11 protein-coding genes are annotated in these 25155 nt (G+C 48.5%); 8 read left to right on the forward strand and 3 right to left on the reverse strand.

Going from position 1 to position 25155, the window contains the following annotated elements; all coding sequences use genetic code 11:
• Positions 1 to 168 precede the first annotated feature (168 nt).
• The gene (locus tag LZD49_RS09045) at positions 169 to 2697 is read left to right on the forward strand and encodes a galactose oxidase (RefSeq protein ID WP_234667019.1); all 2529 of its coding nucleotides are present in this window, start codon (positions 169 to 171) and stop codon (positions 2695 to 2697) included.
• 278 nt (positions 2698 to 2975) lie between these two features.
• On the opposite strand, the gene LZD49_RS09050 is transcribed toward LZD49_RS09045, so the two are convergent.
• Both LZD49_RS09050 and LZD49_RS09055 read right to left on the reverse strand, forming a co-directional pair.
• Positions 2976 to 4532: a tail fiber domain-containing protein gene (locus LZD49_RS09050; RefSeq protein WP_234667020.1), complete on the reverse strand. Its 1557-nt coding sequence runs from the start codon at positions 4530 to 4532 to the stop codon at positions 2976 to 2978.
• A 498-nt stretch (positions 4533 to 5030) separates the two neighbouring features.
• Positions 5031 to 5726 carry a T9SS type A sorting domain-containing protein gene (locus LZD49_RS09055; RefSeq protein ID WP_234667021.1) on the reverse strand — a complete coding sequence of 232 codons (696 nt, stop codon included), beginning with the start codon at positions 5724 to 5726 and terminating at the stop codon, positions 5031 to 5033.
• Positions 5727 to 6014: 288 nt separating this feature from the next.
• On the opposite strand from LZD49_RS09055, the gene LZD49_RS09060 reads away from it, so the two are divergent.
• The gene (locus LZD49_RS09060; protein ID WP_234667022.1) at positions 6015 to 10319 is read left to right on the forward strand and encodes an FG-GAP-like repeat-containing protein; all 4305 of its coding nucleotides are present in this window, start codon (positions 6015 to 6017) and stop codon (positions 10317 to 10319) included.
• A gap of 407 nt (positions 10320 to 10726) precedes the next feature.
• Here the strand turns inward: LZD49_RS09060 and LZD49_RS09065 are convergent, their stop codons facing one another.
• On the reverse strand, positions 10727 to 13084 hold the full coding sequence (locus tag LZD49_RS09065; protein ID WP_234667023.1) for a PAS domain-containing protein: 2358 nt from the start codon (positions 13082 to 13084) through the stop codon (positions 10727 to 10729).
• 272 nt (positions 13085 to 13356) lie between these two features.
• Here LZD49_RS09065 and LZD49_RS09070 point away from each other — a divergent pair, with 272 nt between their 5' ends.
• The 6 genes from LZD49_RS09070 (at position 13357) to LZD49_RS09095 (ending at position 25037) form a co-directional block, all read left to right on the forward strand.
• Positions 13357 to 13752 carry a response regulator gene (locus tag LZD49_RS09070; protein ID WP_234667024.1) on the forward strand — a complete coding sequence of 132 codons (396 nt, stop codon included), beginning with the start codon at positions 13357 to 13359 and terminating at the stop codon, positions 13750 to 13752.
• A 60-nt stretch (positions 13753 to 13812) separates the two neighbouring features.
• Positions 13813 to 15849 (forward strand): PAS domain-containing protein, encoded by a 2037-nt coding sequence (locus LZD49_RS09075; protein ID WP_234667025.1) that lies wholly within the window; start codon positions 13813 to 13815, stop codon positions 15847 to 15849.
• 562 nt (positions 15850 to 16411) lie between these two features.
• A complete protein-coding gene (locus LZD49_RS09080; protein WP_234667026.1) occupies positions 16412 to 19471 on the forward strand; it encodes a TonB-dependent receptor in 3060 nt (1019 codons plus the stop codon).
• Positions 19472 to 19497: 26 nt separating this feature from the next.
• Complete coding sequence (locus tag LZD49_RS09085) at positions 19498 to 21066, forward strand: RagB/SusD family nutrient uptake outer membrane protein (protein WP_234667027.1); 1569 nt, start codon at positions 19498 to 19500, stop codon at positions 21064 to 21066.
• A gap of 39 nt (positions 21067 to 21105) precedes the next feature.
• A complete protein-coding gene (locus tag LZD49_RS09090) occupies positions 21106 to 22695 on the forward strand; it encodes an arylsulfatase (RefSeq protein WP_234667028.1) in 1590 nt (529 codons plus the stop codon).
• Between the two features lie 32 nt (positions 22696 to 22727).
• Entirely contained in the window at positions 22728 to 25037 is a 2310-nt protein-coding gene (locus tag LZD49_RS09095; RefSeq protein WP_234667029.1) for an arylsulfatase, read from the forward strand.
• The last annotated feature ends 118 nt before the right edge of the window (positions 25038 to 25155 follow it).

Raw genomic sequence — 25155 nt, forward strand, 5'->3', positions numbered from 1 at the left:
GTGATTTTGGAAACAAATGCGAAGTAAACGCGCGTTGCTTAAGAAAAGCTTAACAATCGATTAACGAAACCCTTTAAATGCATTGCCGGAAGAAAACTTTTCGGGTTTTCTGGCCAGCCCACCCTTATGAAATTCAGGTCTATTTTTCTCTTAATTTGGTTAATTCTGTTGTCCTGCCTCTGGAGTAAAACGCGGGCTCAGTCGTATGGGCTTGGTTTTGAGAGTTTTGAGGCGGTGCAGGACAAACGGACGGGGCTCGACCTGAGCCCGGATGGCCAGATTTGCCTCGACGGCGACTTTGAGCTTTCATTTGATCTGGCATTTCTCAGGAATAAGAAAACCTATTTCGGCTACATCGTGCGGGTTATCGGGGACGACCAGCAGAACATCGATCTTATTTATGACAACAGCTCCGTTGATCAGGACCATTTCAAACTCATCATCGGCGAACAGTTTTCACCCATAGCCTTCGACTTCAGAGGCGACGACCTTTTTTCGAAATGGAACCGCATTGTACTTCGTTTCCAGAAACAAAAGCGGCAGATTACGGTCGTGTACGGCAACCGCAGCTTATCGCAGCCTGTGAAATATGTTACGAAGGGCTGCTATAAAATCCTCTTCGGCGCCAATCAATATAAGGAATTCCGCACGACCGACGTGCCGCCCATGAAGGTGCGCGATGTGGTGTTGCGGGAAGACGGGCACCTGGCCTACAACTGGCCGCTTGATGAAACCGACGGTTTGAAGGCGTCTGAAGAAAGTCATCAAAAATCGGCGTTTGCAGCGAATCCGGTCTGGATTAAAAAACTACATTACGAATGGAAATTGTTGCAAACAGTTTCACTCAAAGGATATGTGAGAGTAGGGTTTGACGAAAAGAGCAGTAATCTCTTCATGGTGGGGCAAGACTCGCTCGCCAGGCTCAATCTGGCCGAAAACCGATTGATATCAATGCCTTATCGGAGCGGTAAGCAGCCGGTTTACGTCGATAATCAGGTGCTTTTCGATGTCGGGAGAAATCGTTTGTACAATATATTTCTGAATGAAAAGCAAGTTTCAGCGTTCGACACGGTAACGCGTGCCTGGGACAAAAGCGACATTGCTCCCAAGGCAAAAACCTACTACCTGCACGCCAATAAATTTTTATCTCCGGAAGATTCTTCCATTTACGTGCTGGGGGGCTACGGACATTTGGCTTATAAAAATGAAGTGCAACGCTACCATTTGGGCACCGGAACCTGGGAGCAAATCTCCTTGAAAGACTCCACGTTTACGCCAAGGTATCTGGCCGCTTTGGGAGCAACCCGCACCGGAGCGTACATGATAGGCGGATACGGGAGCTCCACCGGTCAGCAAATGCTGAATCCCCGCAACTGGTACGACTTATTGTATTTCGACCGTGTTCAGCGAAAATTCAAAAAAATATATGAGCTAAAAGTGCCTAAAGAGCACTTCGTTTTTGGCAACTCAATGATTATCAACGAGCAGGATAGCACTTACTATGCATTGATATTTCCGAAACATCAATTTAGCTCGGAGTTGCAGCTGATCAAAGGTTCGCTTACACGGCCGGAATTCAAGATCGTTGGTTCGCGAATGTCTTACCAGTTTATTGATATCGAGTCATTTGCGGACCTTTTTTACGACAAAGCCAATGAGCGCTTCGTGGCGGTCACCTTATACCGGGATGCCAATATGCGGACCAAAGTGGCTGTTTATTCCCTTCATGCCCCGCCGCTCGAAACCGTAACTCCGCAAACAGCTTCCACTGGCAATTCCACTGGGCGGACCGTTTGGGTTATCGTTGCCCTGGCGGCCATTGTGTTGCTGGCTTACTGGCTGTATCGTTACATGCCCGGGCAATTGGGTAAACAAAAGGCTCTAAAGACTCCGGTGATCGGGCCGGTTCCACCGCAGGCATCAGATACCGGGCAGCAAGTTGTTGAGGAAGAAGTATTCGACAAGGCTATCCCTTATAAGAGTTGCATTCTGTTATTCGGAAATCTGCAATTATATGACGAGGAGGGGAATGAGATTACCAAACAATTCAGCCCACTGGTAAAGGAGCTTTTTCTCGTAATCCTGCTTTATTCGATCCGGTGGGACGGGATCAGTTCGGAAAAATTGAAAGAGCTATTGTGGTTTGACAAACCGTCGGAAAGCGCTCGCAATAACCGGTCGGTCAACATCGCCAAGCTGAAAGCGATCCTCGATAAAATGAAGCATTGCCAGGTGTCGAAAGAGACGGGCTACTGGAAGATCAAAATTGATTTTGAGAAAATAGAGGTAGATTATATGCATTATCTCAATCTGATCGGCCACCGGAAGCTGCTCACAAAGCAAAGTATTATTGAACTTGCGAGCATAACGAAACGGGGAAATTTCCTGTCGAATGTCGAATATGAATGGCTCGACAGCTTCAAATCAGAGATTTCGAACGAGATCGTCGACGCTTACCTGAGGTATGCCGCATCGGTCAAGATCGCTGACGATGCCGAATTCCTGGTGAAACTTGCAAATTACGTTTTCTATTTCGACCCGGTGAACGAAGAGGCCATGATACTGAAATGCAAGGCCTTGGCACATTTAGGCAAGCATTCACTGGCCAAAACCACCTTCGAGAACTTCGCGCGGGAATACAACCGGATTTATGGAGAAGATTTTCGGAAGGATATGCCGGAGGTACTACATTCCTAGAGACCGATAAAAACAAAGACCGCCAACCTGGCGGCCTCTGTATGCCCTCCTAAACCTTTTTATTTTCGCAGGGTTTCGAGATAGTGCTGAACGCATGCATAAAAACCCGATTGCAATGTAGCCAATAGCCCAAAAAGCACCTCAATTTATGATCAACCGGCCTGTAGTGGGTATTCTGCGGTGTTCCGAATGCATTTTGGGTAAATAGTCAAAAACAAAGACCGCCCAAAAGGCGGCCTTTGTTCGAATCACCGTTAACCCTCATAAAATAGTCTTGCTTATTTTGTTCTAACGCTGTTCTGGATTGGAGTGCGATTGCCGGGAATTCGGCGAGCCATTGCGTTCAGCTCACTTAATTCTTGGCGTAGCCCGGCAATTTCTGTGACCTGTCTTTTTAGCTCACTCACGGCTTCGATCAGATGTGGGATGAGGCCTGTGTAGTTCACTGTTTTGAAGCCCTTTTCATCCTGCTTTACCAGTTCAGGGAAATATTTCTCCACCTCCTGTGCGATTACGCCTGTTTGCAAATCGGTTCCGCGGCGTGTATCAATCCAGCTGTAATGATAGCCTCGCATTTGGCTGATCGCTTCCAGGCTTCCTAGTAAGGGGGTAATGTTGTGCTTCAATCGCTTATCTGAAGATGAAAATCCAAGTTGCCCCAGCGATGTCCACGCGTGACCCGCATCATCGATCCAGAATTGCCAGGCTCCGTTGATGTAAAAGCCAACTTGTTTGTCGGTTTTCATACCCATGAAACCTTCAGGTTTATTTTGGGAATTATTCAAATATAGCCCGGCAGTGCTGCCGTCATTCCGGATTCTCATCCGGGACGCTACATCCAGGACAAATTCAGGTGCAACTGCCTTTCCTCCAATACCAACGTTGCCGTTTCGAAGCACTGTCATCGCATTCGTTCGATTATTTATATCAAAACCATTTCCGATTTGAAAAAGCCTGTCTGTGGGACCTCCATTTGGTTGATCGAAGGAGTTGTTATAGAGGCCGACAGCAATGCTGTGAGGCGCTTTCGCTACGGTGTGATAACCCAGTGAAACGCTGTAATCACCCATAGCCGCGGCCCAGTTGCCCATTGCGAACGAATACGGATTGTACGTGTAACAGCCATTTCCGATAGCAAATGAGAATTGCTGGTCGGCGTTTGTCATATAGCCCAGGGAAAATGCTCTGTGTCCCTTGGAGGTGGAGTATCCGCCTATTGCGACTGCCCCATATCCGCTGGATTGAGCATCGTCACCTGCGGCGAATGAAGACTGTCCGATGTTGCTATCCTCCCAAGTTCCATTTGTATACCCGACGCGGAATGCCGCCTTTTTGGGATGCCAGATGAGCCGTGCCCCGTTGCCGACAGTTGGAAGATCCGCGCTTTGTTGAGCTTGATCCTTTTGCAGGATGGGAAAGTTTTCCCTTAGTTTCCCGGATTCATTGGCATAAAGCGAATAAGGAAAACTAAGTAGTTGACTCATACCGATGAAATGAAATTTGCCGTCATTTTTAACATCAACCTCCGCTTTGAGAAAGAAAATATCATACGGCCATCTGACCTGCGAAAGATCGCCGCCACCTGTGCCCACCACCACGGTAAACATCCCATTCGAATTGGTTTGGACAGTGTGTGTTTCTTCAAATACGATGGGCCCCAATATCTGGCTCTGGATTATGCTGATTTTGACTTGGATAGAAGCATTTTGGACCGGTTGCGCCATGTCGTCTACGGCGAGTCCCTGGAATGTGAATTTGTAGGGGGCCTGTGCATGCGCGATGTTGAGGATCAGGCCGAGACAAATGAGAATAAGTAGGGTAGTTTTGTGTTGCATAGTTAATTCAGATTTGCGATTGACATAAACTTCCTGAAAGTCGCCCGAGCCTTGTACCATTTACAAATTCATTTATTTACAGGCATTGCTGAAATTTTGATTGGCAAAACAAAGACCGCCCAAAAGGCGGCCTTTGTTCGAATCACCGTTAACCCTCATAAAATAGTCTTGCTCTACCGTCCGCTTCTCCTCTACTAACCTGACATACTCGGATCGGTTGTTTGTTCTGAGAGCCGCAACCGTATCCGTTCTTCGGGTGCAATCAGTTGCCTGTCCATATTCTGAATTGAGGTTAGTTCTTTTCAATTCCTTTTGTTCGTTTTTACTTCGCCTGTTTATATAAGTTGAGGAACGATGAGTAATTACGAGGAACAAGGTGGTCGTTACTATCTTGCTATTCTTATCAGTTTTGATGTAATGATGTCATTCAAGGCTCCGGAAGTCAACGAAACGGAGACCGCCAAGCTGGCGGCCTCTGTCCTAAACCCGAGTTAACCCTTAGTGAAAAACCAGCTTCGTTGTTTTACTGCCAACCGGCGTATCTATTTGAAGCAGATAGGAGCCGGTCTGCGGTAATGTAAGTATATGTGTTGTACCGGGAGCTTCAAACTGCCCTAGCTTTCGGCCAAGCAGGTCGAAAAGAAACAATGTTTTGGTCTTCTCCGGCATTTGTACTTTGACTTTGTTTTCGCGAGACGGGTTAGGATATACGTGAAAGCGGTCAAGGCTTTCCTTTTCAGGGATTACGCAGACTGTCTTGCTATATGTATAAGAATCGTCGAAGTCAACCTGTCTCAACCGATAATAGCTCGTCGTCACAAATTCCTGATCGATATATCGATAGCTATGCTCAGTATTTGAAATAGCCGCCCCGTCAATCCATCCCAGAAGTTCCCAGGTTTTACCGTCCAGCGATTTCTGTATCTCGAACCCAAGATTGTCGATTTCCTGGGCTGTTTTCCAATGCAACTCGGCAAGGCCGGCAGTATTCAGTTTTCCTTCGAAACTCACAAGCCTCACCGGGAGTGGAGATATTTCTGAAAACGTGTTGAGGCTTCCCAACACCCAGTCGACGCTCACGCCATTGGCCGATCCGGAACCACTAGCGGCGTAAAGTGCCCCGGGTGAAATTTGCTGTGCCTGCAAATGATATGCGTATAAAAAGACCGCTGCTGTTAGGAAAAGTTTATTCATGTATGCAAATGTCCAGACCATGATTGTGCATTTCGACTGCCAATATCAGACCCTTATTTGTAAAATCTGACATGGAGTGATCTATCGGCACTGGCAAAAATATCCATCGGTAAACCAGGATTTCAGGACTGTATTGAATTATTGGTCGCTTAACCATTTGATCATCCGCGCTGCGCAGTTGATCATCGGTTTATGAAATCAGCCTTCGGTGCGCCAAGTTGCCGCCTCTTACGTACCGCACGGATCACGTAACGGCTACTTTATTATTCACACAAACATCTTGAGCAAATGAAAAACAGAAATGGGTTGAAAATCGTCTTGGCGCTTTGCCTGACGGCTTTGGTCGTGGGAGAGGTGAGCAGGGAGATTGAGCCCGCGCTTCCCGGCGTAACGGAACTTCCGCGAAACGTAAGCGTGAAATCGAAGCACCTCGCAGCGCCCAATCCCGTCGGGGCTGATCAGGCGATGCTGTTAAACATTATCTCGGAGCGGGAATATCATATTACGCCTGACGCAGAGGGTCGGCTTCAAAGCCCAAATAGGCACCAGAATCTGAGAGCTTACTATGAGCCGGGTGTTCTGGCGGTCGAAAACCGTCATATCGACGAGCAAAATCATTTTACTTTACAATTAATCAATCAAGGAATTTATGCCGATGAGAAAAAGCTTTACATGCCAGAGTCAAATGCAACAGAAGACCGTTCTGCGAACCAGTTGCGGATCAAGCATGCTGGTTTTACCGAGGAATTTGTAAATAGCAAAGAGGGTGTCCGTCAGAATTTTGTGATAGACAGTGCGCCCGAGGGCGCGAGGAATCTTTCGGTGCATTTGGGCATAAATGGTCTTGATGTAGAAGATCATGGCTGTAATGAGTTGCATTTTTATTCGTCCAACGGCGACGGGAAACAGTTGCAGCTGGTCTATAATGACATTCATAGCTGGGATGCCACCGGTAAATCGCTTGCATCATCTTTGGCTTACCGTGGGGGTGAGATCGTTCTGGAAGTGGATGCGAGGAATGCGGTATACCCGGTTACGATTGATCCTATCATCGTCAATGGAAACCCTGGTAATGCGGCGGCGACGGTGCAAAGCGGCCAGAATAGCGCCGGATTAGGATGTTCCGTTAAAAGTGCGGGAGATGTGAATGGCGATGGTTACAGTGATGTGGTAGTCGGCGCTTATGCATATGACAACGGGGAACCTGGCGAAGGTGCTGCATTTGTTTTCCACGGTTCAGCTACCGGTATTTCAACGACTGCTACAATTGTCCTGGAAGGTAATCTGGCGGCAGCGCAATTTGGCTTTTCAGTCAGTGGCGCTGGTGATGTCAATAAGGATGGATTCAGTGATATTATCGTAGGAGCGCCGAAATACACCCACGGAGAGGTTGAGGAAGGTGCGGCATTTGTGTTTTACGGTTCGGGAGCCGGGCTGTCACAATCATCCGTAACGATTTTGGAAAGAGATCAGGCCAGTGCTAGTCTGGGTTATTCGGTTTCGACCGCAGGAGATGTAAATGGTGACGGGTTTAGTGACGTGGTAGTGGGCGCTCCATTCTATGACCAGCTAAATGCGAATGAGGGCTTTGTGTTTGTCCATTATGGTTCGGGATCGGGTGTTACGACGTCGGTTTCCACCTTCGCACAAAGCAATTTTTCCGGCGGTGCGCTGGGCTTTTCTGTGGCGTGTGCAGGGGATGTAAATGGTGACGGGTTGAGTGACATTATCGCAGGGGCACTTGGCTATCAGGATCCGATGGCCTCTAACACAATCGGTGCCGCCTTTGTTTTTCATGGATCAGGAGTGGGATTGGCGTTGTCCAAGACTCTCTGGGCTAATACTGATGCAAATATGGGCTTTTCCGTGGCTGGTGCGGGTGACGTGAATGGCGACGGTTATAGTGATGTCGTTGTAGGTGCCAACAAATTCCGGGAGGATGATGGTGCTGCCTTTGTGTTCCATGGCTCCGGTATGGGTGTAAGTTCCGTAGCCAGTATTACGTTGACATTCGTTGACTCGGATGCGGAAATGGGGAATTCTGTCGCCTGCGCTGGTGATGTCAACGGGGATAGTTTCGCCGATATAATTGTGGGCGCTCCGAAATTTTCCAATGGTCAGAATCAGGAAGGTGCTGCGTTTGTGTATCAGGGTTCCCTTTCGGGTATTAAAGCGGGTGCCGTCTCAACCATCGAAGGGCAGCAGGCTTCCGCTAATATGGGATTCTCAGTAGCCAGCAGCGGGGATGTCAACGGCGACGGTTACAGTGACATAGTCGTAGGGGCTTACACATATGACGATGGGAATGCCGACGAAGGCGCCGCATTTGTATTCCACGGCTCTGCGGGCACTACCAGTACGAGCAAGATTGCGAAAGATGGAAATCAGCTGGATGCTCACTTCGGCTTTTCGGTTGCTGCCGCAGGAGATGTGAATGGTGACGGACTTGGTGATGTGATAGTCGGAGCGCCATATTTTGATAACGGCGAGGAAAATGAAGGGGCTGTATTCGCTTTTCATGGAACTGTGTCGGGTATATTACTTTCCGGCGGATTGTTCGATGCGAATCAAAAAGATGCACAGCTAGGTTACTCCGTTAGTTGTGCAGGCGATATGAATGGGGATGGTTATAGCGATGTTGTTGTAGGGGCTCCGTTTTATGATAACGGCGAAGCGAAAGAAGGGGCTGCTTTTGTTTTCAAGGGAAACGGGAGCGGACTCAGCTTTGGCTGGTGGCAACTAGTGCTGGATGCGGATCAGGCGGATGCAGGCTTTGGCTATTCAGTCGCAGGTGCCGGCGATGTCAACGGGGATGGATATGGTGACGTAATAGTTGGTGCAGTACTTTATGATGAGAACCAACCGGATGAAGGTGCCGCATTCGTTTACCACGGCTCTGATCAGGGTGTCAGTCTGGCCCCAGGTAAAACAATTAGCAGTGGCCAGACTTTTTCATTCATGGGATGGGCCGTGAACGGTGCAGGAGATATCAATGGTGATGGCTATGGTGACATCGTCGTTAGCGCAGCAGTCTATACGAAAACCCAGACGGAAGAGGGGATGGTAAGTGTCTATTACGGTTCTAAAATCGGGATAGATTACGATTCGCCTCAAACGTTTTTTGGGGATCAGTTGGGAGCAGGTCTGGGCTCATCCGTTGGGAGTGCCGGGGATGTGAACGGTGATGGTTTCGGGGATGTGGTGATCGGAGCATATCGATATTTTAACGGATTGTTGGAAGAAGGGGCTGCGCTCGTTTACCTGGGGACTTCGGCGGGTCTGGATCTTCCGTCGGTTAGAATACTAGATAGTAATCAGAGTGGTTCATGGATGGGAAATGCTTCGGCAAGTGCAGGGGATGTGAATGGCGATGGATATAGTGATATTATTGTGGGTGCTCATTTATATAATTTTGGCGCAGGACAGGAAGGTGCGGTATTTATTTATCATGGTTCTGCATCGGGTATGGGTTCTCAGGCCGATCGTACCATCAGATTGAACCAGGTGGGGGCGGAGTTCGGTCGTTCGGTTGCTGCCGCAGGTGACGTGAATGGTGACGGGTACGCGGATGTAATCATAGGAGCTGACAATTATAGTAATGGCCTGAGTCATGAAGGAGGCTCATTTGTTTACCTGGGTAATGAAGGCAGCGCAGTAGGAACGCGCAATAATCTTACACTCTACAATTCTGATTTGGTAACGCCGATCAATTATAACAGTTATCCGAAAACTGACTTCGGTATTGGCTTCCATGAAAAACCTTTTCTAGGTCGCACCAAAGGAAAACTGGTTTGGGAATCCAGGAAGGAGGGAGAGAGCTTTTCCAATGTACCAATTACCAATAGTACCCAATCTACTGCACAGCAAGGTGCCTACACAGACTTCGGGATATTTACCGTCGAGCTGAAAGATATGGTCATGAAGCTAGGTAAAGCCACCAGAGTACGCGCGAGGACAAAATATGATCCGGTTACAGCGATAACAGGTCAAATGTACAGCCCATGGAGGTACATAAGTGCCTCTTTGTCTGGATGGAGCCTCAACGAAGGAACCCCATTGCCCGTTACCCTGATCCGCTTTTCTGCGCATCGGGTTGAAAATCAGGCAGACCTGAAATGGGCCACTTCTTCGGAGGTCAATAGTAAGAACTTTGAGATCCAGAGAAGTGTCGATGGCAAGCATTGGGATGCTATTGCACAAATCGCAGCGATGGGCGATTCTGATAAGGAAAACGAATACAATTTTACCGATAATCAGCCTCTGAGCGGGGAGAACCTTTATCGCCTGAAAATGGTGGACATTGATCAAAGTTTTGCTTACAGCAGCATTCAATCGGTGGTATTTGACGACGAAAAGGTTTCTGTCGGTGTTTATCCTAATCCCGTGTCTCACCAGATACGCCTTAATGGCAGTCCGGAAGGGGTAACTTCCCTGAAGCTGATCAATTCAGTTGGTCAGGTGGTGTACGAGAATACGCAATTCACTAAGGAAATCAATGTCGAGAAGTTTCCGACCGGCACATACGTTCTTCTGATTTCTTTCGTAGACGGGAATCAGGAATCTTTGAAAGTTGCCATAAACAAGGGCCTTTAAGATTGGACGGTAGCAAAGCAATGGGGAATACCCAAGTAGCGTATTCCCTCATTGCTTTGCCATCCCATTGGCTCAGTCCTTTAAATAATCTTAAATCTCCCATTGGTAATTATTTGCAAAACAGTTACCTGAGGTGATTGAAATTGTGGTTATATCCAATCTGTTTCATTAGTAATAGCCGTGATCGAATCACCTTTAAAACCGCAAGTTAAATCTCCTGTTTGGGCGATGATCTTACTCGCTATTTGTGCCATTCTAAGACTTTGTGATCCTTTTCTTTTCAGGGAGGGAAAGCCGGGAGTGGGGAGTTCTGAGCGTAGAGCCAAGGAAATTCGGAAGTCGGGAGGAGTTTTTTCCTTTCCGGAGCATAAAGAGGAAATTCCAGCCGACTCTTTGCGGATACCACTTCAATTTTTTCGATAGGCAGCAATTTTCACGTATAACTCGGCCGGGCTGAATGGCTTGCTGATGTAGTCGTTCATTCCAACCGTAAAGGCAATATCCTTAATGTCCATCATAGCCGATGCCGTGAGGGCAATAATGGGGAGCTGCCTGTATTTTTCTTCAGGCAGCAGGCGGATGTGCCGGGTTGCTTCGTAGCCATCCATTTCGGGCATTTGAAGGTCCATCAGCACAAGGTCATAGTCGTGGAGCTTCACTTTTTCCAGAGCTACGAGGCCATTTTCAGCCAGGTCGTACTGCACGTTCCATTGCTTCATGAAGTTCTTCATTAACAGCACGTTGATGTTATTGTCTTCCACGATAAGCACTCGCATCCCTTCCAGGTTGAAATGATTGGCAGGCGCACCGTTGGCTTGTTCGGCGAGGTGATTTTTGCTGATTGGAAACGATAGGCTGAAATAGAATGCCGAGCCTTTGTCTGGTTCGCTATCGACATGAATGCTGCTATGTTGTAGTTCTAGCAACCGCTTGGTGATCGTGAGGCCGAGGCCTGAGCCGCCGTATTTCCGGGTTGTATCGGAAGAGGCCTGTGTGAAACTGTCGAAAATGTTTGCGAGTTTTTCCGGGGAGATGCCGATACCAGTATCTTCAACACGGAAATCGATCCTGACGCGGTCATTGGTCCTATCCGAAACATCGGCTGAAATGGTAACCTTCCCCGCTTCGGTAAATTTGACTGCGTTACTCACCAGGTTGGTCAGGATTTGACCCAGGCGCACAGGATCGCCCACCACGGTGATATTGACATCATTGCTTACTTTAAGTTTTAGCAGGATGCCCTTTTCGTTTGCTTTTTGCAGAACACCCGAGCGGATCTTTTCAAGTAGAGACAATACATTAAAATCAACTTCCTCAAACTCAATTTTCCCGGCGTCTATTTTGCTGAAATCCAGGATGTCGTTGATCAGTACCAACAGGTTCTCGGCGGAAAATTTGAGGATATTAAGGTATTCCACCTGCTCCGGCTTGGGGTCTTGTTGCAGCAGTAAATGCGTGAATCCGATCACTGCGTTCATCGGTGTGCGGATTTCGTGGCTCATGGTCGAGAGGAACTGTGACTTCGCAATCGCAGCCATTTCGGCTTGTTCCTTGGCGTTAATGAGTTCCTGTTCCGTTTTCTTTTGTTCATCGATATCCATGATCGCACCGTATAACTTTGTAACCCTGCCACTGGCATCCATAAACGGCTTACCGATAGCGTGGATGAATTTGACGTGGCCATCAGGTAAAACGATGCGAAGGTCGAATCTCGCCGGTATCTGTTCGTTGATCGCATCTCGGATCCGGGATTTATAGAGCGGCAGGTCGTCCGGATGGATCATGCTCGAAAACAGCTCGGTTTGCGGGCCGATGCTGCCCGGCTGCAGGCCGAAAATACGGAACGCTTCGTCGGACCAGTAATTCAGCCCCGTAACGAGGTCGGCTTCCCAACTACCGCTGTGCGTAAGCTGTTGCGATTCTGAAAGCATAGCCTCGTTCCTGCGGATTAGCTCTTCCGCCCGTTTTCGATGCGTAATGTCATGCCACACTACAAGGAGTGCTTTTTTATTGCTAATCAGCACGGGATTGAGCGTCACTTCTGCGGGAAATTCTTCTCCGTCCATGCGCTTATGGATCCATTCGAAGCGGTTGTAGCCATTTTCGTAGGCAAGCCGGTCCATTTCGACCGATTTCTCGGACGATCTGCGACCATCGGGCTGAAATTCCGGGGAGAATTTTGCCGGGTGTATCGAAAGCAGTTCGCTTTTGCTCTTGCAACGCAGCATTTTGACCGCAGCCTCGTTGCAATCGGTAATGCCGTTTTCATCGAGCAGTAGATGTGCGTCGGTAGAATATTGAAATATGACGCTCAGCTTTTCTTCGACAAGCTTGCGCTGCGTAAGATCTTGTAAAACGCCGTCGAGCTTGCCGGGAAGTTCTTTTTGGATGACTTTTTCATGAATGTCGCTGACCGATCCCACCATTCGTTCCGGTTTGCCATTTTCAAACCGCACATTTCCGCGACATTCGAAATAGCGGTAATCGTTACTTTTGGTTTTGAGCCTTACCTGGACGAGATACGGGATATTGTTCTCTAATTGTTCCCTTATTGCATCGGCCACGATATGCTTGTCATCGGGATGTACCAGCATATCTGCAAATGGTTCATAACCAGTAGGTATTTCGCCTGGCAGGTATCCCAGCAGTTCAAAAAAACGGTCGGACCAAACCTGCTTGCCTGTTTTGAAATCCCAGTCCCATATCCCTGCATTGACGCCGGTAATCACCATATCAAGCGATTCATACGAGAACTTGGACTGCATAGCGGATAATAGAATTAATTCGTATAAAATTAAGATAATTTCCCTATTTCAAAACTCGGAAAGGAACTTTGCTTACTCTTTTGCGGCATGTTGTTTGCCTAAAACTTTTCCAACGGTTGGTTTTGCCCGCATAAGTTTCATTAGTGACGAAACCTTTTGATTTCCTTTTGTAACCGGCTGAAAAGTAGTTTCTGTGTTTTTCCGGACGGCGATGATCTTTGAGGATGTAAACCGATCGCATCCCTTAAACCAGCCTTGACGGCAAGTCTGCCATGATGAATCTTAAACTAGCGAATGTTCTATATGTGGATGATGAAATCCATAACCTAAATTCCTTTAGGGCTGCTTTCCGTAAAGATTTCAATGTATTTACGGCAATCTCGGCGGAAGAAGGTTTGGAAGTCTTGGAAGAAAACGAAATGCATGTAGTGATAACAGATCAGCGAATGCCATACATGACCGGCATTGAATTTCTTGCCCAAATTTCTGAAAAATACGTGAATGTGGTCGGAGTACTTTTAACGGGATTTGAAGATGCTAATTTAATTGCGGACGCGCTCCATAAGCGTTTGGCGCATTTCAGTCTCGAAAAACCTTGGGATGAGGATGAAATTCGCAGCATCGTCGGTGCCTCTTTCGGTTTCCCGCCTTTTAAGCATGAGCATTGATTGCTATTTTGCCAGCGTCGGCGTAAATTGGTGGGGATAGAATTGGCGAAAAACCTCTATATGAATGCAGAAACGGATGCGTTACTGAAACGCATTGAAGAGCTGGAAGCGCAGCTGGACAAGGCCCGGCTGTGGCAGGCGGCCGACGGCGCAGACGACACGCCCGCATACATACAGGAAATGGAGGGGCGTTTTCGCGCTATTGCGGATACTGCACCGGTCCTGATCTGGCTCGCAGGCCCCGATAAGCTCTGCTTTTTTTTCAATAAAGGCTGGCTGGATTTTACCGGTCGCACGATAGAGGAAGAACTCGGGAACGGATGGATGGAAGGTGTCCATCCCGACGACCTGGAAAGGTGCCTCGCCATTTACACTTCGCATTTCGAGGAACGAAAGGAGTTCAGCATTGATTACCGTCTCCGTAGGCACGACGGTCAATACCGCTGGATTTCCGATAAGGGCGTGCCCCGCTACACAATTACCGGAACATTTATCGGTTACGTGGGCGGATGTATGGATATTCATGATCAGATCACGTTCTCCGAGCAGTTGGAGCGAATGGTCGAAGAGCGCACGCGCCAATTGAAGCATTCGGAACAGTTTCTGCAATCGGTACTCAATACGGCGAGCAACAGCATTGCATCCTACGAGGCCATGCGGAATGAGGTGGGCAAGATCATGGACTTCAGGATTGTGTATTCCAATGAAGAGCAATTCTCAAAAATAGCGCGTGACGGAGGAAGTATCGTTGGGCGGACCTGCCGCGAAGTTTACCCGGGCATTTTCAGGAACGGGGTGTTCGAAAAATTAGTGAGATGTGTCGAAACCGGGCAGTCCGATAGTTATCAGATCGACGTGAGAAGGGACGGAGAATTGTTTTGGTTTGAGGCTTCGATTGAAAAGCTGGAAGACAGTGTCACCGTGACGGCCAGGAATATTTCGGAAGAGCTCAAATCGGATCTTAAACTGAAAGACCTGAACAGGCAGTTGAAAATCCAGAACTCCCTTTTCAAGCATTCGGAGGAGAATGCGAATATCGGCAGCTATGCCTGGAATGTAGAGACAAATGAACTCGAATGCTCCGACAATCTCTACCGCCTGATTGGTCACCAGCCGCAGGAGTTTGCACCATCGTTCGGGCAATTTCTTTCCTTTCTTCACGCCGACGACCGCCATCAGGCGATCCGTGACGGGATCCGGGCCTACGAGACCAAGGTCATCATCCAAAATACCTATCGTGTTATTACAAGGAACGGCGAAATCAGGCATTTTCGACTTAGTGGTAATTTTATAAGAGAAGGCGATAACCACCTGATGATCGGCGCGTTACAGGACGTGACGAAGGATATTGAACTGACCGATGCACTTCATAAAAAGAATTTGGAACTGCGCCGGAACAATGAAGAACTCGCTTCGTTCAGCTATGTGGCGTCGCACGATTTGCAGGAACCTTTGCGCAAGATCCGGGCATTCAGCAGCAGGATCATGGAAAAAGAGGCGCACCATTTTTCGGAAAATACGAAGGATTACTTTTTACGGATTATCACAGCGTCGGCACGGATGCAAAACCTGATTGAGGCGCTGTTGAGCTATTCGGGAACCAGCGGCGTCAACTTCAAATTCGTGGAGGTTGACCTGAACAGCATTTTGGACGAAGTGAAAAGTGACCTCGAAGAGCTGATTTTGGAAAAAAATGCAGTGGTGGAAGTACAGAAATTACCTGTCCTACCAGTAATCCCGGTGCAGTTTCACCAGCTTATGCAGAATCTGATAGGGAACGGTATCAAATACAGCAATCCTGAGCGGCAGCCGGTTGTACGTGTAACATCGACAATAGTTGAGGAGAAAGACGGCCAGGGCCCTTTATGCCGGATTAACGTTACCGACAATGGGATTGGATTCGATCAACGTTATGAAAACCGCATTTTTGATCTTTTCCAAAGGCTCCACGGTAAAAATGAATATGAAGGCACGGGAATCGGGCTCGCAATCTGCAAAAAAATAGTTCAGAACCACCACGGATATATCACAGCCGAAGGAACGCCCGGAGTGGGGTCGGTTTTCCATGTATTTATTCCGGTAACTGCCTCGCAGTAATGAGGTATCTTCATTGTATTTTGGATATGTCAATGTCCTAATAGTAAAAAAACAATATTCTGACGCGTCATCACTGCTACACAAAAGTTTCTGTGTTAAAACCCTTGCGTTTTAATTCTCAATAAGTTTACTTTGTCTATCATATTTATAGACTATATAAAAATGATATTGCCGGATTAGCCACCAGTCGGGCAAGCATTCATCCAAAATTCTATCGTACCTATGAAAGCGAAAGATTTACTTCTCATCCAGCGCCTGCTTATCGGTAGGCCGATCCTCGGAAGGTCGCTTCCCGGAAGATCGCTTCCCGGAAGATCGCTTCCCGGAAGGATGGTGGCTTCTGATTTTCCCCGTTTCACAGCCAAGTCCTGTTCCTGTTGTTGACCCCAGACAATACTCTGAACCATTGATAACCACTGACTGGTCGGCATAGGAGGTATATGCGGATCAGACACTTCTTCACATAGCTCAGCTTTTTCCGGCAAACGTCGACAGGTGCTGCGTATATGCATGAAGGTAAGCCCTCTTGTGCCTCGATTATCCATTTTATTTACCACAAATAATGACGAAACATTTATTTCGCCTGTTTCTGCTGACGGGCTTATTACTCACAGGTTTTTACCGTGCCCTGGCGCAGGACGCCATTACAGGGGTGGTCAAAGACGAATCGGGCCAGGGATTGCCCGGTGCAACGGTGGTCGAAAAAGGCTCTGCTAAATATGCATTAACTGATATCGACGGAAAGTTCAGTATTCCGCCAGCGAAGGAATTTCCATTCACATTGCAAATCAGTATTACCGGATTCCAGCAACAGGAAATCGACATCTACGAACAGCCCACCGAACCGGTAGAAGTCGTTTTGAAAACGGCCAACCTGCTAGATGAAGTCGTGGTAGTTGGTTATGGAGAACAAAAACGCAAGGACATAACGGGTTCTGTGGCTTCGGTACCTATCGAAATCAAAAGTCAGCCGGTAGCATCCGTAGAGCGCCTTTTGCAAGGTTCAGTCGCGGGGGCTGTGGTAACGCAGACGTCCGGACAGCCAGGTGGCGGTGTGAGTGTGCAGATCCGCGGGAACAACTCCATTACCGCCGGTAGCGACCCGCTTTACGTAATCGACGGCTTCCCGATCAACAATGACTACGGCCTGACCGACGCGGGTGTGACCGACGGTTCAAAGATCAACCCGTTGTCGTCTATTAACACGGCCGATATTGAGAATATCGACGTTCTGAAAGATGCCTCTGCAACAGCTATTTATGGGTCACGTGGTGCTAATGGCGTGGTAATTATCACAACTAAAAGTGGTAGCAAGAACAAATCATCCATTAACTACGACGCTTACTACGGCTCGCAGAAAGTGCTGCGTACTTTGCCTTTGCTGAATGCGGCGCAATGGTGGCAGTTGAGAAAAGATGCGGCTGCGAACTCCGGTAAAACGGCTTCTGTTCCAACCATTTCAGGTTATTCACTCGATACCACAGGCACAGGCACCGACTGGCAGGACGCGGCATTCCGCAGCGCCTCCATTCAGAGCCATAACCTCTCGATTCTTTCAGGATCGGATAAAACGAGGCTTGCGATTTCAGGTAACTATTTCAAACAGAACGGTATCCTGCAAAATACAGACTTCCGGCGCTTCTCGGCCCGTATTAACCTGGATCATCAGTACAGCGACCGGCTCCGTATTTTCACCAGCCTGAACGCGAGTAACACCAAAGCGAATGTAGCGCCTAACGCCATTGTTGGTAACCTGCTGCAAACACCTCCTTCGCTGCCTATTTATCAGGACAATGGCACTTTTGTGGTGAACAGCCCATTCGAATCCGCATTGCAAAACCCGATCAACTCGCTTTACAATCAGTTAAATGAAACCATTACCAACCGTTTCCTCGGTAATGTTTCGGCTGAATATACGCTTGCGGATGGTTTGAAAGCCAAAGTCCTCGTCGGTGCCGATGTGGTTGGCAACAAGCAGAACCGTTACCTGCCAAGCACCACTGCGGAAGGCCAGGCGTTGAGCGGCAACGCCATCGTGGGTTCTATTTTTACTGCCAACTGGTTGAATGAGAACACGATCAGCTATGATAAGGAATTCAATGAAAAGAACAAGATCAATGCGGTAGCCGGTTTCACGGCACAGGTATCGGAAAGTAAAGGTGCTATCGCCGAAGCGGCAGGTTTTGCGACGGACGCATTTGAATACAATAACCTCGCGACTGGTATTACTAGCATCGCCCCGCGGTCACTGGCTAGCAAATGGTCATTGGCTTCCTACCTGGGTCGTGTCAACTACATTTTCGACGAGCGTTACCTGTTCACACTTACATTGCGTGCGGATGGTTCGTCCAAATTCGGTAGCGGCAACAAATGGGGATATTTTCCATCGGCAGCCATCGGCTGGAATGTCAATGAAGAGAAATTCTTCCAGCGTTTCAAAAAGATCAGCCTGTTGAAACTCAGATTGAGCGCCGGACAGACGGGTAACCAGAATATCCCTTCTTACCAATCCCTGTCGCAGCTGAGCTATTTCCGTTACAACTTTTCGAACACAACAGTATCAGGTTTCGCCCCTAACACCGTGCCCAACCCGAACCTCGGCTGGGAGAAAACATTCCAGACAGATTTTGGGGTGGACCTTGGTTTATTCAAAAACCGCATTAACATCATTGCTGACTACTACTATAAGAAAACGACCGATTTGTTGCTAACACGTACTGTACCAGGGACTTCCGGTCTCTCGGATTTCTACAACGGACAGGCATCAGTGGTGTACCAAAACATCGGATCTGTTTCCAACCAGGGTATTGAGCTATATATCAATTCAAGAAACCTGGAAGGTGCTTTCAAATGGAACACGATCTTTATTGTTTCCAAAAACACCAACAAGATCCTGAGCCTTGGCGACGGTGTGGACCAGATCATTCCGGTGATATCTAATCCATCCATTGCCAAAGTGGGCTATCCGCTGGGTTCATTTATCGTATACCAGACTGACGGTGTTATCCAGGAAGGCGACGCGCCGTTGACCCCGCAACAAAACAAAAACCCGGGTGGCCAGAAATATAAGGATATCAATGGTGATGGCGTGATCACCCAGGCAGGCGACCGTGTGGTGATCAAAAACCAGCCGGCATTGACAGGTGGTATCACCAACACATTCAGCTTTAAAGGTTTTGACCTGACTGTATTCTTCCAGGCATCGCTCGGCGGTAAGCTATACAATGCCAACCGTGCGAACCTTGAACTGGGAACAGGTTATGTAAATGCCTCGACTGTTGTTCTCGACCGCTGGACTCCAACGAACACCGATACCGATGTAAAAGCGGCCTACCAGGATCCCGCAATTACCATTTCTGACCGGTTTATCGAAAGTGCGACCTATTATCGTATCAAAAACCTCTCATTTGGCTATACATTCCCGAAAGAGCTGCTTTCAAAACTGCGCATCGATAACCTTCGGTTGTATGTATCGGCGCAAAACCCGAAAACGTGGACCAAGTACACAGGTTTCGACCCCGAAGTTAGCTTGAACGGCCAGTCGCTGATCAACAAAGGTGTTGACCAGGGCGTGTATCCAAACAACAAATCTTACCAGGTAGGTCTGTCCCTCACATTCTGATAACCACCATTCCAAAATTGATTGAAATGAAAGCATTTAAATATATTCTGTTGGGTTTCACGGCATTTGCTTCGCTGTCGTGCGAAGAATTCCTGAAAGAAGAACCCGAGGCATTTTTGTCGGAAGACCAGTATTACAAAACGCAGGCGGATGCAGTGAATGCGGTGAATGCCGTGTATTTTTTCCTGAATTCGGGAGGAGCATCGATCCAGACACCCTACAACACGCTCTTTAACACCGGTATGAACATGGCCGGTGACGATGAAGATCCGGGGCCTGGTGCTACTAATCCGGATGTGCGCTCACTGTCGGTACTGGCGCATTCGTCGACCAATCTCCGTATTTACGAACTTTGGCAACAGCATTTCGCGGCGATCAAAAAGGCGAATGTGGTGCTGGAAAAAGTGCCTGCTATTCAGTTTGATGAGGCGTTGAAAGCCCGTTTGCTCGGCGAAACTAAGTTCCTGCGCGCATTGTATTATTTCAATCTTGTGCGCCTCTATGGTGACATTCCGCTGATCCTTGAATACCAGAAATATGTCAATGCGTCGGATTATGCCATTGCCAAATCGCCATCAGCGGATATTTATGCGCAAATCGAAAAAGACCTCAATGAGGCCGCGGCGGTGCTGCCTGCTACGTATGCGTCGCCCAACGTGGGCCGTGCGACAGCGGGAGCAGCGAAGGCATTGCTGGCAAAAGTGTATCTCACCCAGGCCTCGTTGCCGCTCAAAGTGAGTGCAAAATACCAGGCTGCGGTGACCAAAGCAGAGGAAGCGTTGTCGTCGGCAGACGGTGGTACCGGTACTTACGGTTACGACCTTGTTACCAATTACGCGGAGGTGTTCTTGCCGGCATTTAAAAATAATAAGGAACACATTTTCTCGGCGCAATTTAAATCCAACTCCTTGGCGCAGGGTAACAATGAATGGCCGCGCGCGATCCTGTCGGGTGTCCCGGGTTTGAATGGCAACTACGCGCATATGGTGCGGTTTTATACTGAGGGTAACGACAAGTCTTTCAGCATTTATAAACTATACAAACCAAGTGATAAGCGTCGTGACGTCACTTTTGTAAGAAGCTTCACCAGCCCTTCCAACGGCCGTAAATTTGGGCTTCCTATTGTGAACACGGCTGTACCAAACGATTCGACACCGTTCTGGAATAAATGGGCCGACCCTGCGTCGACCGCTGTGACTAACCAGTCGGCTGCGAATGTACCCATTATACGTTACGCGGAATTGTTACTGATCCACGCCGAGGCAGAGAACGAAGCGAACGGACCTACGCAGAAAGCTTACAAATCGCTGAACAAAGTCCGCAAACGCGCGGGCTTGGCCGATCTGACAGCCGGCCTGACGAAAGACCAGTTCCGCGACTCGGTTTACCTGGACCGCCGTCTGGAACTGACCTACGAATACCAGCGCTGGTTCGACCTGATCCGTCAGCGTGACGCGGCTTACAACAGTACGTTTGTAGCAAACGAGAAGAAAGTAGGCAAAACCAATGCGGCTCCTAAGCACGTCTACTTCCCGATCCCGCAATCGGAAATCGACAACAATGCATTGCTGAAACAGAACCCGCTCTGGGAGTAATGCCGCACCGAGTTTGTAATCTGTTGTTATTGAATGTTAATGAATAAAAAAGCGTCCTTTTGGGCAAGCCTGATATGGGCACTGGCGGTAATTGCGCTAGTGCCTGCATCAGCACAAAGGCCCTCCGATAAGCCCAATATCGTCCTGATCCTGGGCGATGATATGGGCTTTTCCGATCTGGGAAGTTTTGGGTCGGAAATAAATACTCCCAATCTTGACCGCCTTGCGGGGGAAGGCTTGCGCATCACCCAGTTTTACAACAGCGGTCGTTGCTGCCCCTCGCGCGCCGCGCTGCTTACCGGCCTCTACCCGCATCAGGCAGGCATAGGCGACATGGTACAGGACAAGGGTTCGCCTGCATACCAGGGCTATTTGAGTAAAAATAGTGCGACGATCGCACAACTGCTCAAAACAGGAGGTTATAACACGATTGTTTCAGGTAAATGGCACGTCGGGCTGGTACCATCGGCGTGGGCCGTGAACCGTGGTTTCGATCAGTCGTTCACGCTCCAAAATAACGGGAGCAGCTATTTTAATTCCGAGCCGCTTTACAACGACGGCCGCACTGTTACATTTCAACTGAACGGCCGCGGAATCCAACGCTACGACACTTCACGCTATCTCACACAAGCCATCACCGACTTTGCGATCCAATCCATCGATCGCATTAAGGATCAAAAAAATCCTTTCTTTTTATACCTCGCCTATAATGCACCGCATTGGCCCATTCAGGCATTGCCGGAGGATATTGCGCGCTACAAGGGAAAGTACCTGCAAGGCTGGGATGCATTGCGTGAAAGCCGCTACCGGAAACTGGTTTCACTCGGCATTATCCAAAAGGAATGGAAACTTTCCCCACGCTACGAAAAAGCGCCGGAATGGAATGCATTGACCGCGGCTGAAAAGGACCAATGGGATACCCGAATGGCCATTTATGCCGCGATGATCGACCGGATGGACCAGTGCATCGGGCAGGTGCTTGCCAAGCTGAAAGCCACCGGCCGCGACCGGAATACGCTGGTCATTTTTATCTCGGACAATGGTGGCAGCGGCGATACCGTCCGTGAATGGGATTATGTAACCCAAAAGAAGGGGGAGCCCGGTTCGGTGAACTCCATCGACAGCTACGATCCAGCCTGGGGTAATGCCAGCAACACACCCTTTAAATTATTCAAAAAGAACACACATGAAGGAGGCATCGCATCGCCATTCATCGCCTGGTTCCCCGGGAGAATAAAGGCCAATACATTGAGCCAACAGGTGGGCCACATTACGGACATCATGCCGACACTTCTCGAAGTGGCCGGTGTTCGATATCCCATAACTTTTGGCAGTGAAAACCTTACGCAGCTGCCAGGTGCCTCGCTGACGCGGCTTTTTCAGCATCCCCAGCAGGTTCAGGACAAAACCATTTTCTGGGAACACGAGGGCAGCCGCGCGGTAAGGAAGCGGGACTGGAAGCTGGTGGCGGAAATCAATCAGCCGTGGGAGCTGTACGATCTCAAAACCGATCGGAGCGAAAATAATAATCTCGCTGACCGGAATCCAGAAAAAGTAAAAGAACTGGAAAAGGAATACCTCCAATGGGCCGCGAAAGTGGGCGTCGTGGATTGGAATACCATTAAGTGAATTTGATTAAATACATTCAAAAACAATGTGTTATGGGAAAGGTTTATCGTCCTTGGAATAAATTATCGCTTGGGGCGCTGGCTATGCTGGCCGCCAGCAGTGTGAATGCACAATATGCTCCGACACCTGCATATCAGGGAAAAATTGGGAAGACGGTTGCAGAAACGCAGCAGTCCTGGCCAGAAAAAAAGAAAGCTGTAAAAGGCTCGCCCAACGTCGTCTGGATTTTGCTGGATGACATTGGCTACGGCGCTATCAGCACATTCGGCGGGCTGATCCAGACGCCTACGCTCGACAGTCTGGCAAACAATGGTTTACGTTATACCAATTTCCACACCACAGCCATTTGCGCACCGACACGCGCCTCGCTGCTCACAGGCCGCAACCAACATTCGGTGCATATGGGACTTTTCCCGGAAACCGCCATTGGCACACCAGGTTACGATGCCATTATGCCGTTTGAAAAAGGCACCATTGCCGAAATCCTGAAAGACAACGGCTACAACACATTTGCGTTGGGTAAATGGCACATTACCCCGCTCGCGGACCTCACCCCCGCAGGCCCATTCAACCGCTGGCCGACCGGGCGAGGTTTTGAGCAGTTTTACGGTTTCCCTTCACGCGGAAGTATCGATCAATGGCATCCTGAGCTTTGGGAGGGCACGCACCGAGAGCCGGACCACCAGGATGGCAAGCATTTCAATGAATTAATCGCCGACCGGGCTATCAGCTATCTGGCGAGCCAGAAATCAGGCAATCCCGACAAGCCGTTTTTTCTCTATGTGGCAACCGGTGCCGGGCACGCGCCGCATCAGGTGGCCCAAAAATGGTCGGATAAATACAAAGGTAAGTTCGATGCCGGCTGGGATGCTTACCGCGAGCAGGTACTTGCGAACCAGATCAGGCTCGGTGTAGTGCCAAAAACTGCGAAAGTCCCGCCGCGTAACCCAGGTGTGAAAGAATGGAATGCATTGGGTGCCGATGAAAAGAAACTATATGCACGGTTTATGGAAACCTATGCGGGTTTTCTGGAATATACCGACTATGAAATCGGTCGTGTCATTAACCACATCCGTGAGGCGGGGGAGCTTGAAAATACAGTTATAATTGTATCGGTAGGGGATAATGGGGCTAGTAAGGAAGGCACCTTTGTCGGAACCGTCAATAATTTCGGCACAGGTATTTCCGAAGACGAACGCCTGAAAAAGAATATCGAGCAGATCGACCTGATCGGTACGGAATTTTCGAAAGTGAATTATCCGCTCGGGTGGGCCGCTGCTACGAATGTTCCGTTCCGCCACTGGAAACAGGATGCTAATGCCGAGGGCGGTACACATAATCCGCTGATCGTTTTTTATCCCAAAGGCATTAAGGAAAAAGGTGGCATCCGTAATCAGTACGGTCACGTTTCCGACATTTTGCCCACAACATTGGAACTGCTGAATATCAAAGCACCGCTTACATTGAACGGCATCAAACAGGATCCGATCGAGGGAACGAGCCTGGCATACAGCCTGAATGACGCTGGTGCAAAAAGCCGGCATATAGTTCAGTACTACGAAATACGCGGCTCGCGCTCTATTTATAAAGACGGTTGGAAAGCGGGCTCCCTACACGTGAAGGGACAGGAATTTGAGAAGGACAAATGGGAGCTTTATAATCTGAATGAGGATTTCAATGAAACCAACGATCTCGCCGCTTCCAACCCGGCTAAACTGAAAGAACTGAAAACATTGTTCGACAGCGAGGCATTGAAATACAATGTTTATCCATTGAAAGATGGTACCGAGCCATTTACACTGCCGACGGCTTATAACAATGTGGATAAAGTTGTGTTGTACCCAGGTCAGTCGACTATCATCGATGTGACGAGCCCGTTTGCATTGAAACGCTCGTTTTCAATCGTCGCGGATGCGGATTTGTCGGGTGTGGAGACAGAAGGCATGTTACTTTCAAGAGGTGGCGCTGCTGGCGGGCTGAGCTTTTTTATCCAAAACCAGAAATTGCAATTCGTGTATGCGGTAGGCGATGGCAACAAATATGTGGTTAGTTCTTCAAATGCCACATTGCCGTCCGGGAAGGTAGAATTGAAAGCCAGCGTTCAGTATGATCAGAATGGCGGTGGTGCGGTTACCTTATATGTAAACAATACAAAAGTAGGGGAGGGAACGCTTGCCAAAACTTCTGAAGCATTGTATTTGCATGAAGGCGTGAATGTCGGTTTCGACGATCTTACGCCGGTAGGGGACACCTATAAAGTGCCTTTTGCATTTACAGGTAAAATTCATAAAGTGTCCATCGATCTTGCCCCGGCTCAGCAGGCGCATTTAGGTGTAAAATGAAGTTTCGATGATTTGTTGTTACATGCCTGACCGCATTTGCTGAATGGCGTGTAACACATTATTGCTACCAATATTACATGCCTAGCGGCATTTGCCTCATAAGATTTGAAGCGTTTAA

Origin of the sequence: Dyadobacter sp. CY261, from assembly GCF_021440085.1 — a bacterium.
Taxonomy (GTDB): Bacteria; Bacteroidota; Bacteroidia; order Cytophagales; family Spirosomataceae; genus Dyadobacter.

Excerpts from the sequence above, each read along its gene's own strand:
- LZD49_RS09075 (WP_234667025.1), top strand. The coding sequence starts at position 13,813 with ATGAATGCAGAAACGGATGCGTTACTGAAACGCATTGAAGAGCTGGAA.
- LZD49_RS09090 (WP_234667028.1), top strand. The coding sequence starts at position 21,106 with ATGAATAAAAAAGCGTCCTTTTGGGCAAGCCTGATATGGGCACTGGCG.
- LZD49_RS09060 (WP_234667022.1), top strand. The coding sequence starts at position 6,015 with ATGAAAAACAGAAATGGGTTGAAAATCGTCTTGGCGCTTTGCCTGACG.
- LZD49_RS09070 (WP_234667024.1), top strand. The coding sequence starts at position 13,357 with ATGATGAATCTTAAACTAGCGAATGTTCTATATGTGGATGATGAAATC.
- LZD49_RS09080 (WP_234667026.1), top strand. The coding sequence starts at position 16,412 with ATGACGAAACATTTATTTCGCCTGTTTCTGCTGACGGGCTTATTACTC.
- LZD49_RS09050 (WP_234667020.1), bottom strand. The coding sequence starts at position 4,532 with ATGCAACACAAAACTACCCTACTTATTCTCATTTGTCTCGGCCTGATC.
- LZD49_RS09095 (WP_234667029.1), top strand. The coding sequence starts at position 22,728 with ATGGGAAAGGTTTATCGTCCTTGGAATAAATTATCGCTTGGGGCGCTG.
- LZD49_RS09085 (WP_234667027.1), top strand. The coding sequence starts at position 19,498 with ATGAAAGCATTTAAATATATTCTGTTGGGTTTCACGGCATTTGCTTCG.
- LZD49_RS09065 (WP_234667023.1), bottom strand. The coding sequence starts at position 13,084 with ATGCAGTCCAAGTTCTCGTATGAATCGCTTGATATGGTGATTACCGGC.
- LZD49_RS09055 (WP_234667021.1), bottom strand. The coding sequence starts at position 5,726 with ATGAATAAACTTTTCCTAACAGCAGCGGTCTTTTTATACGCATATCAT.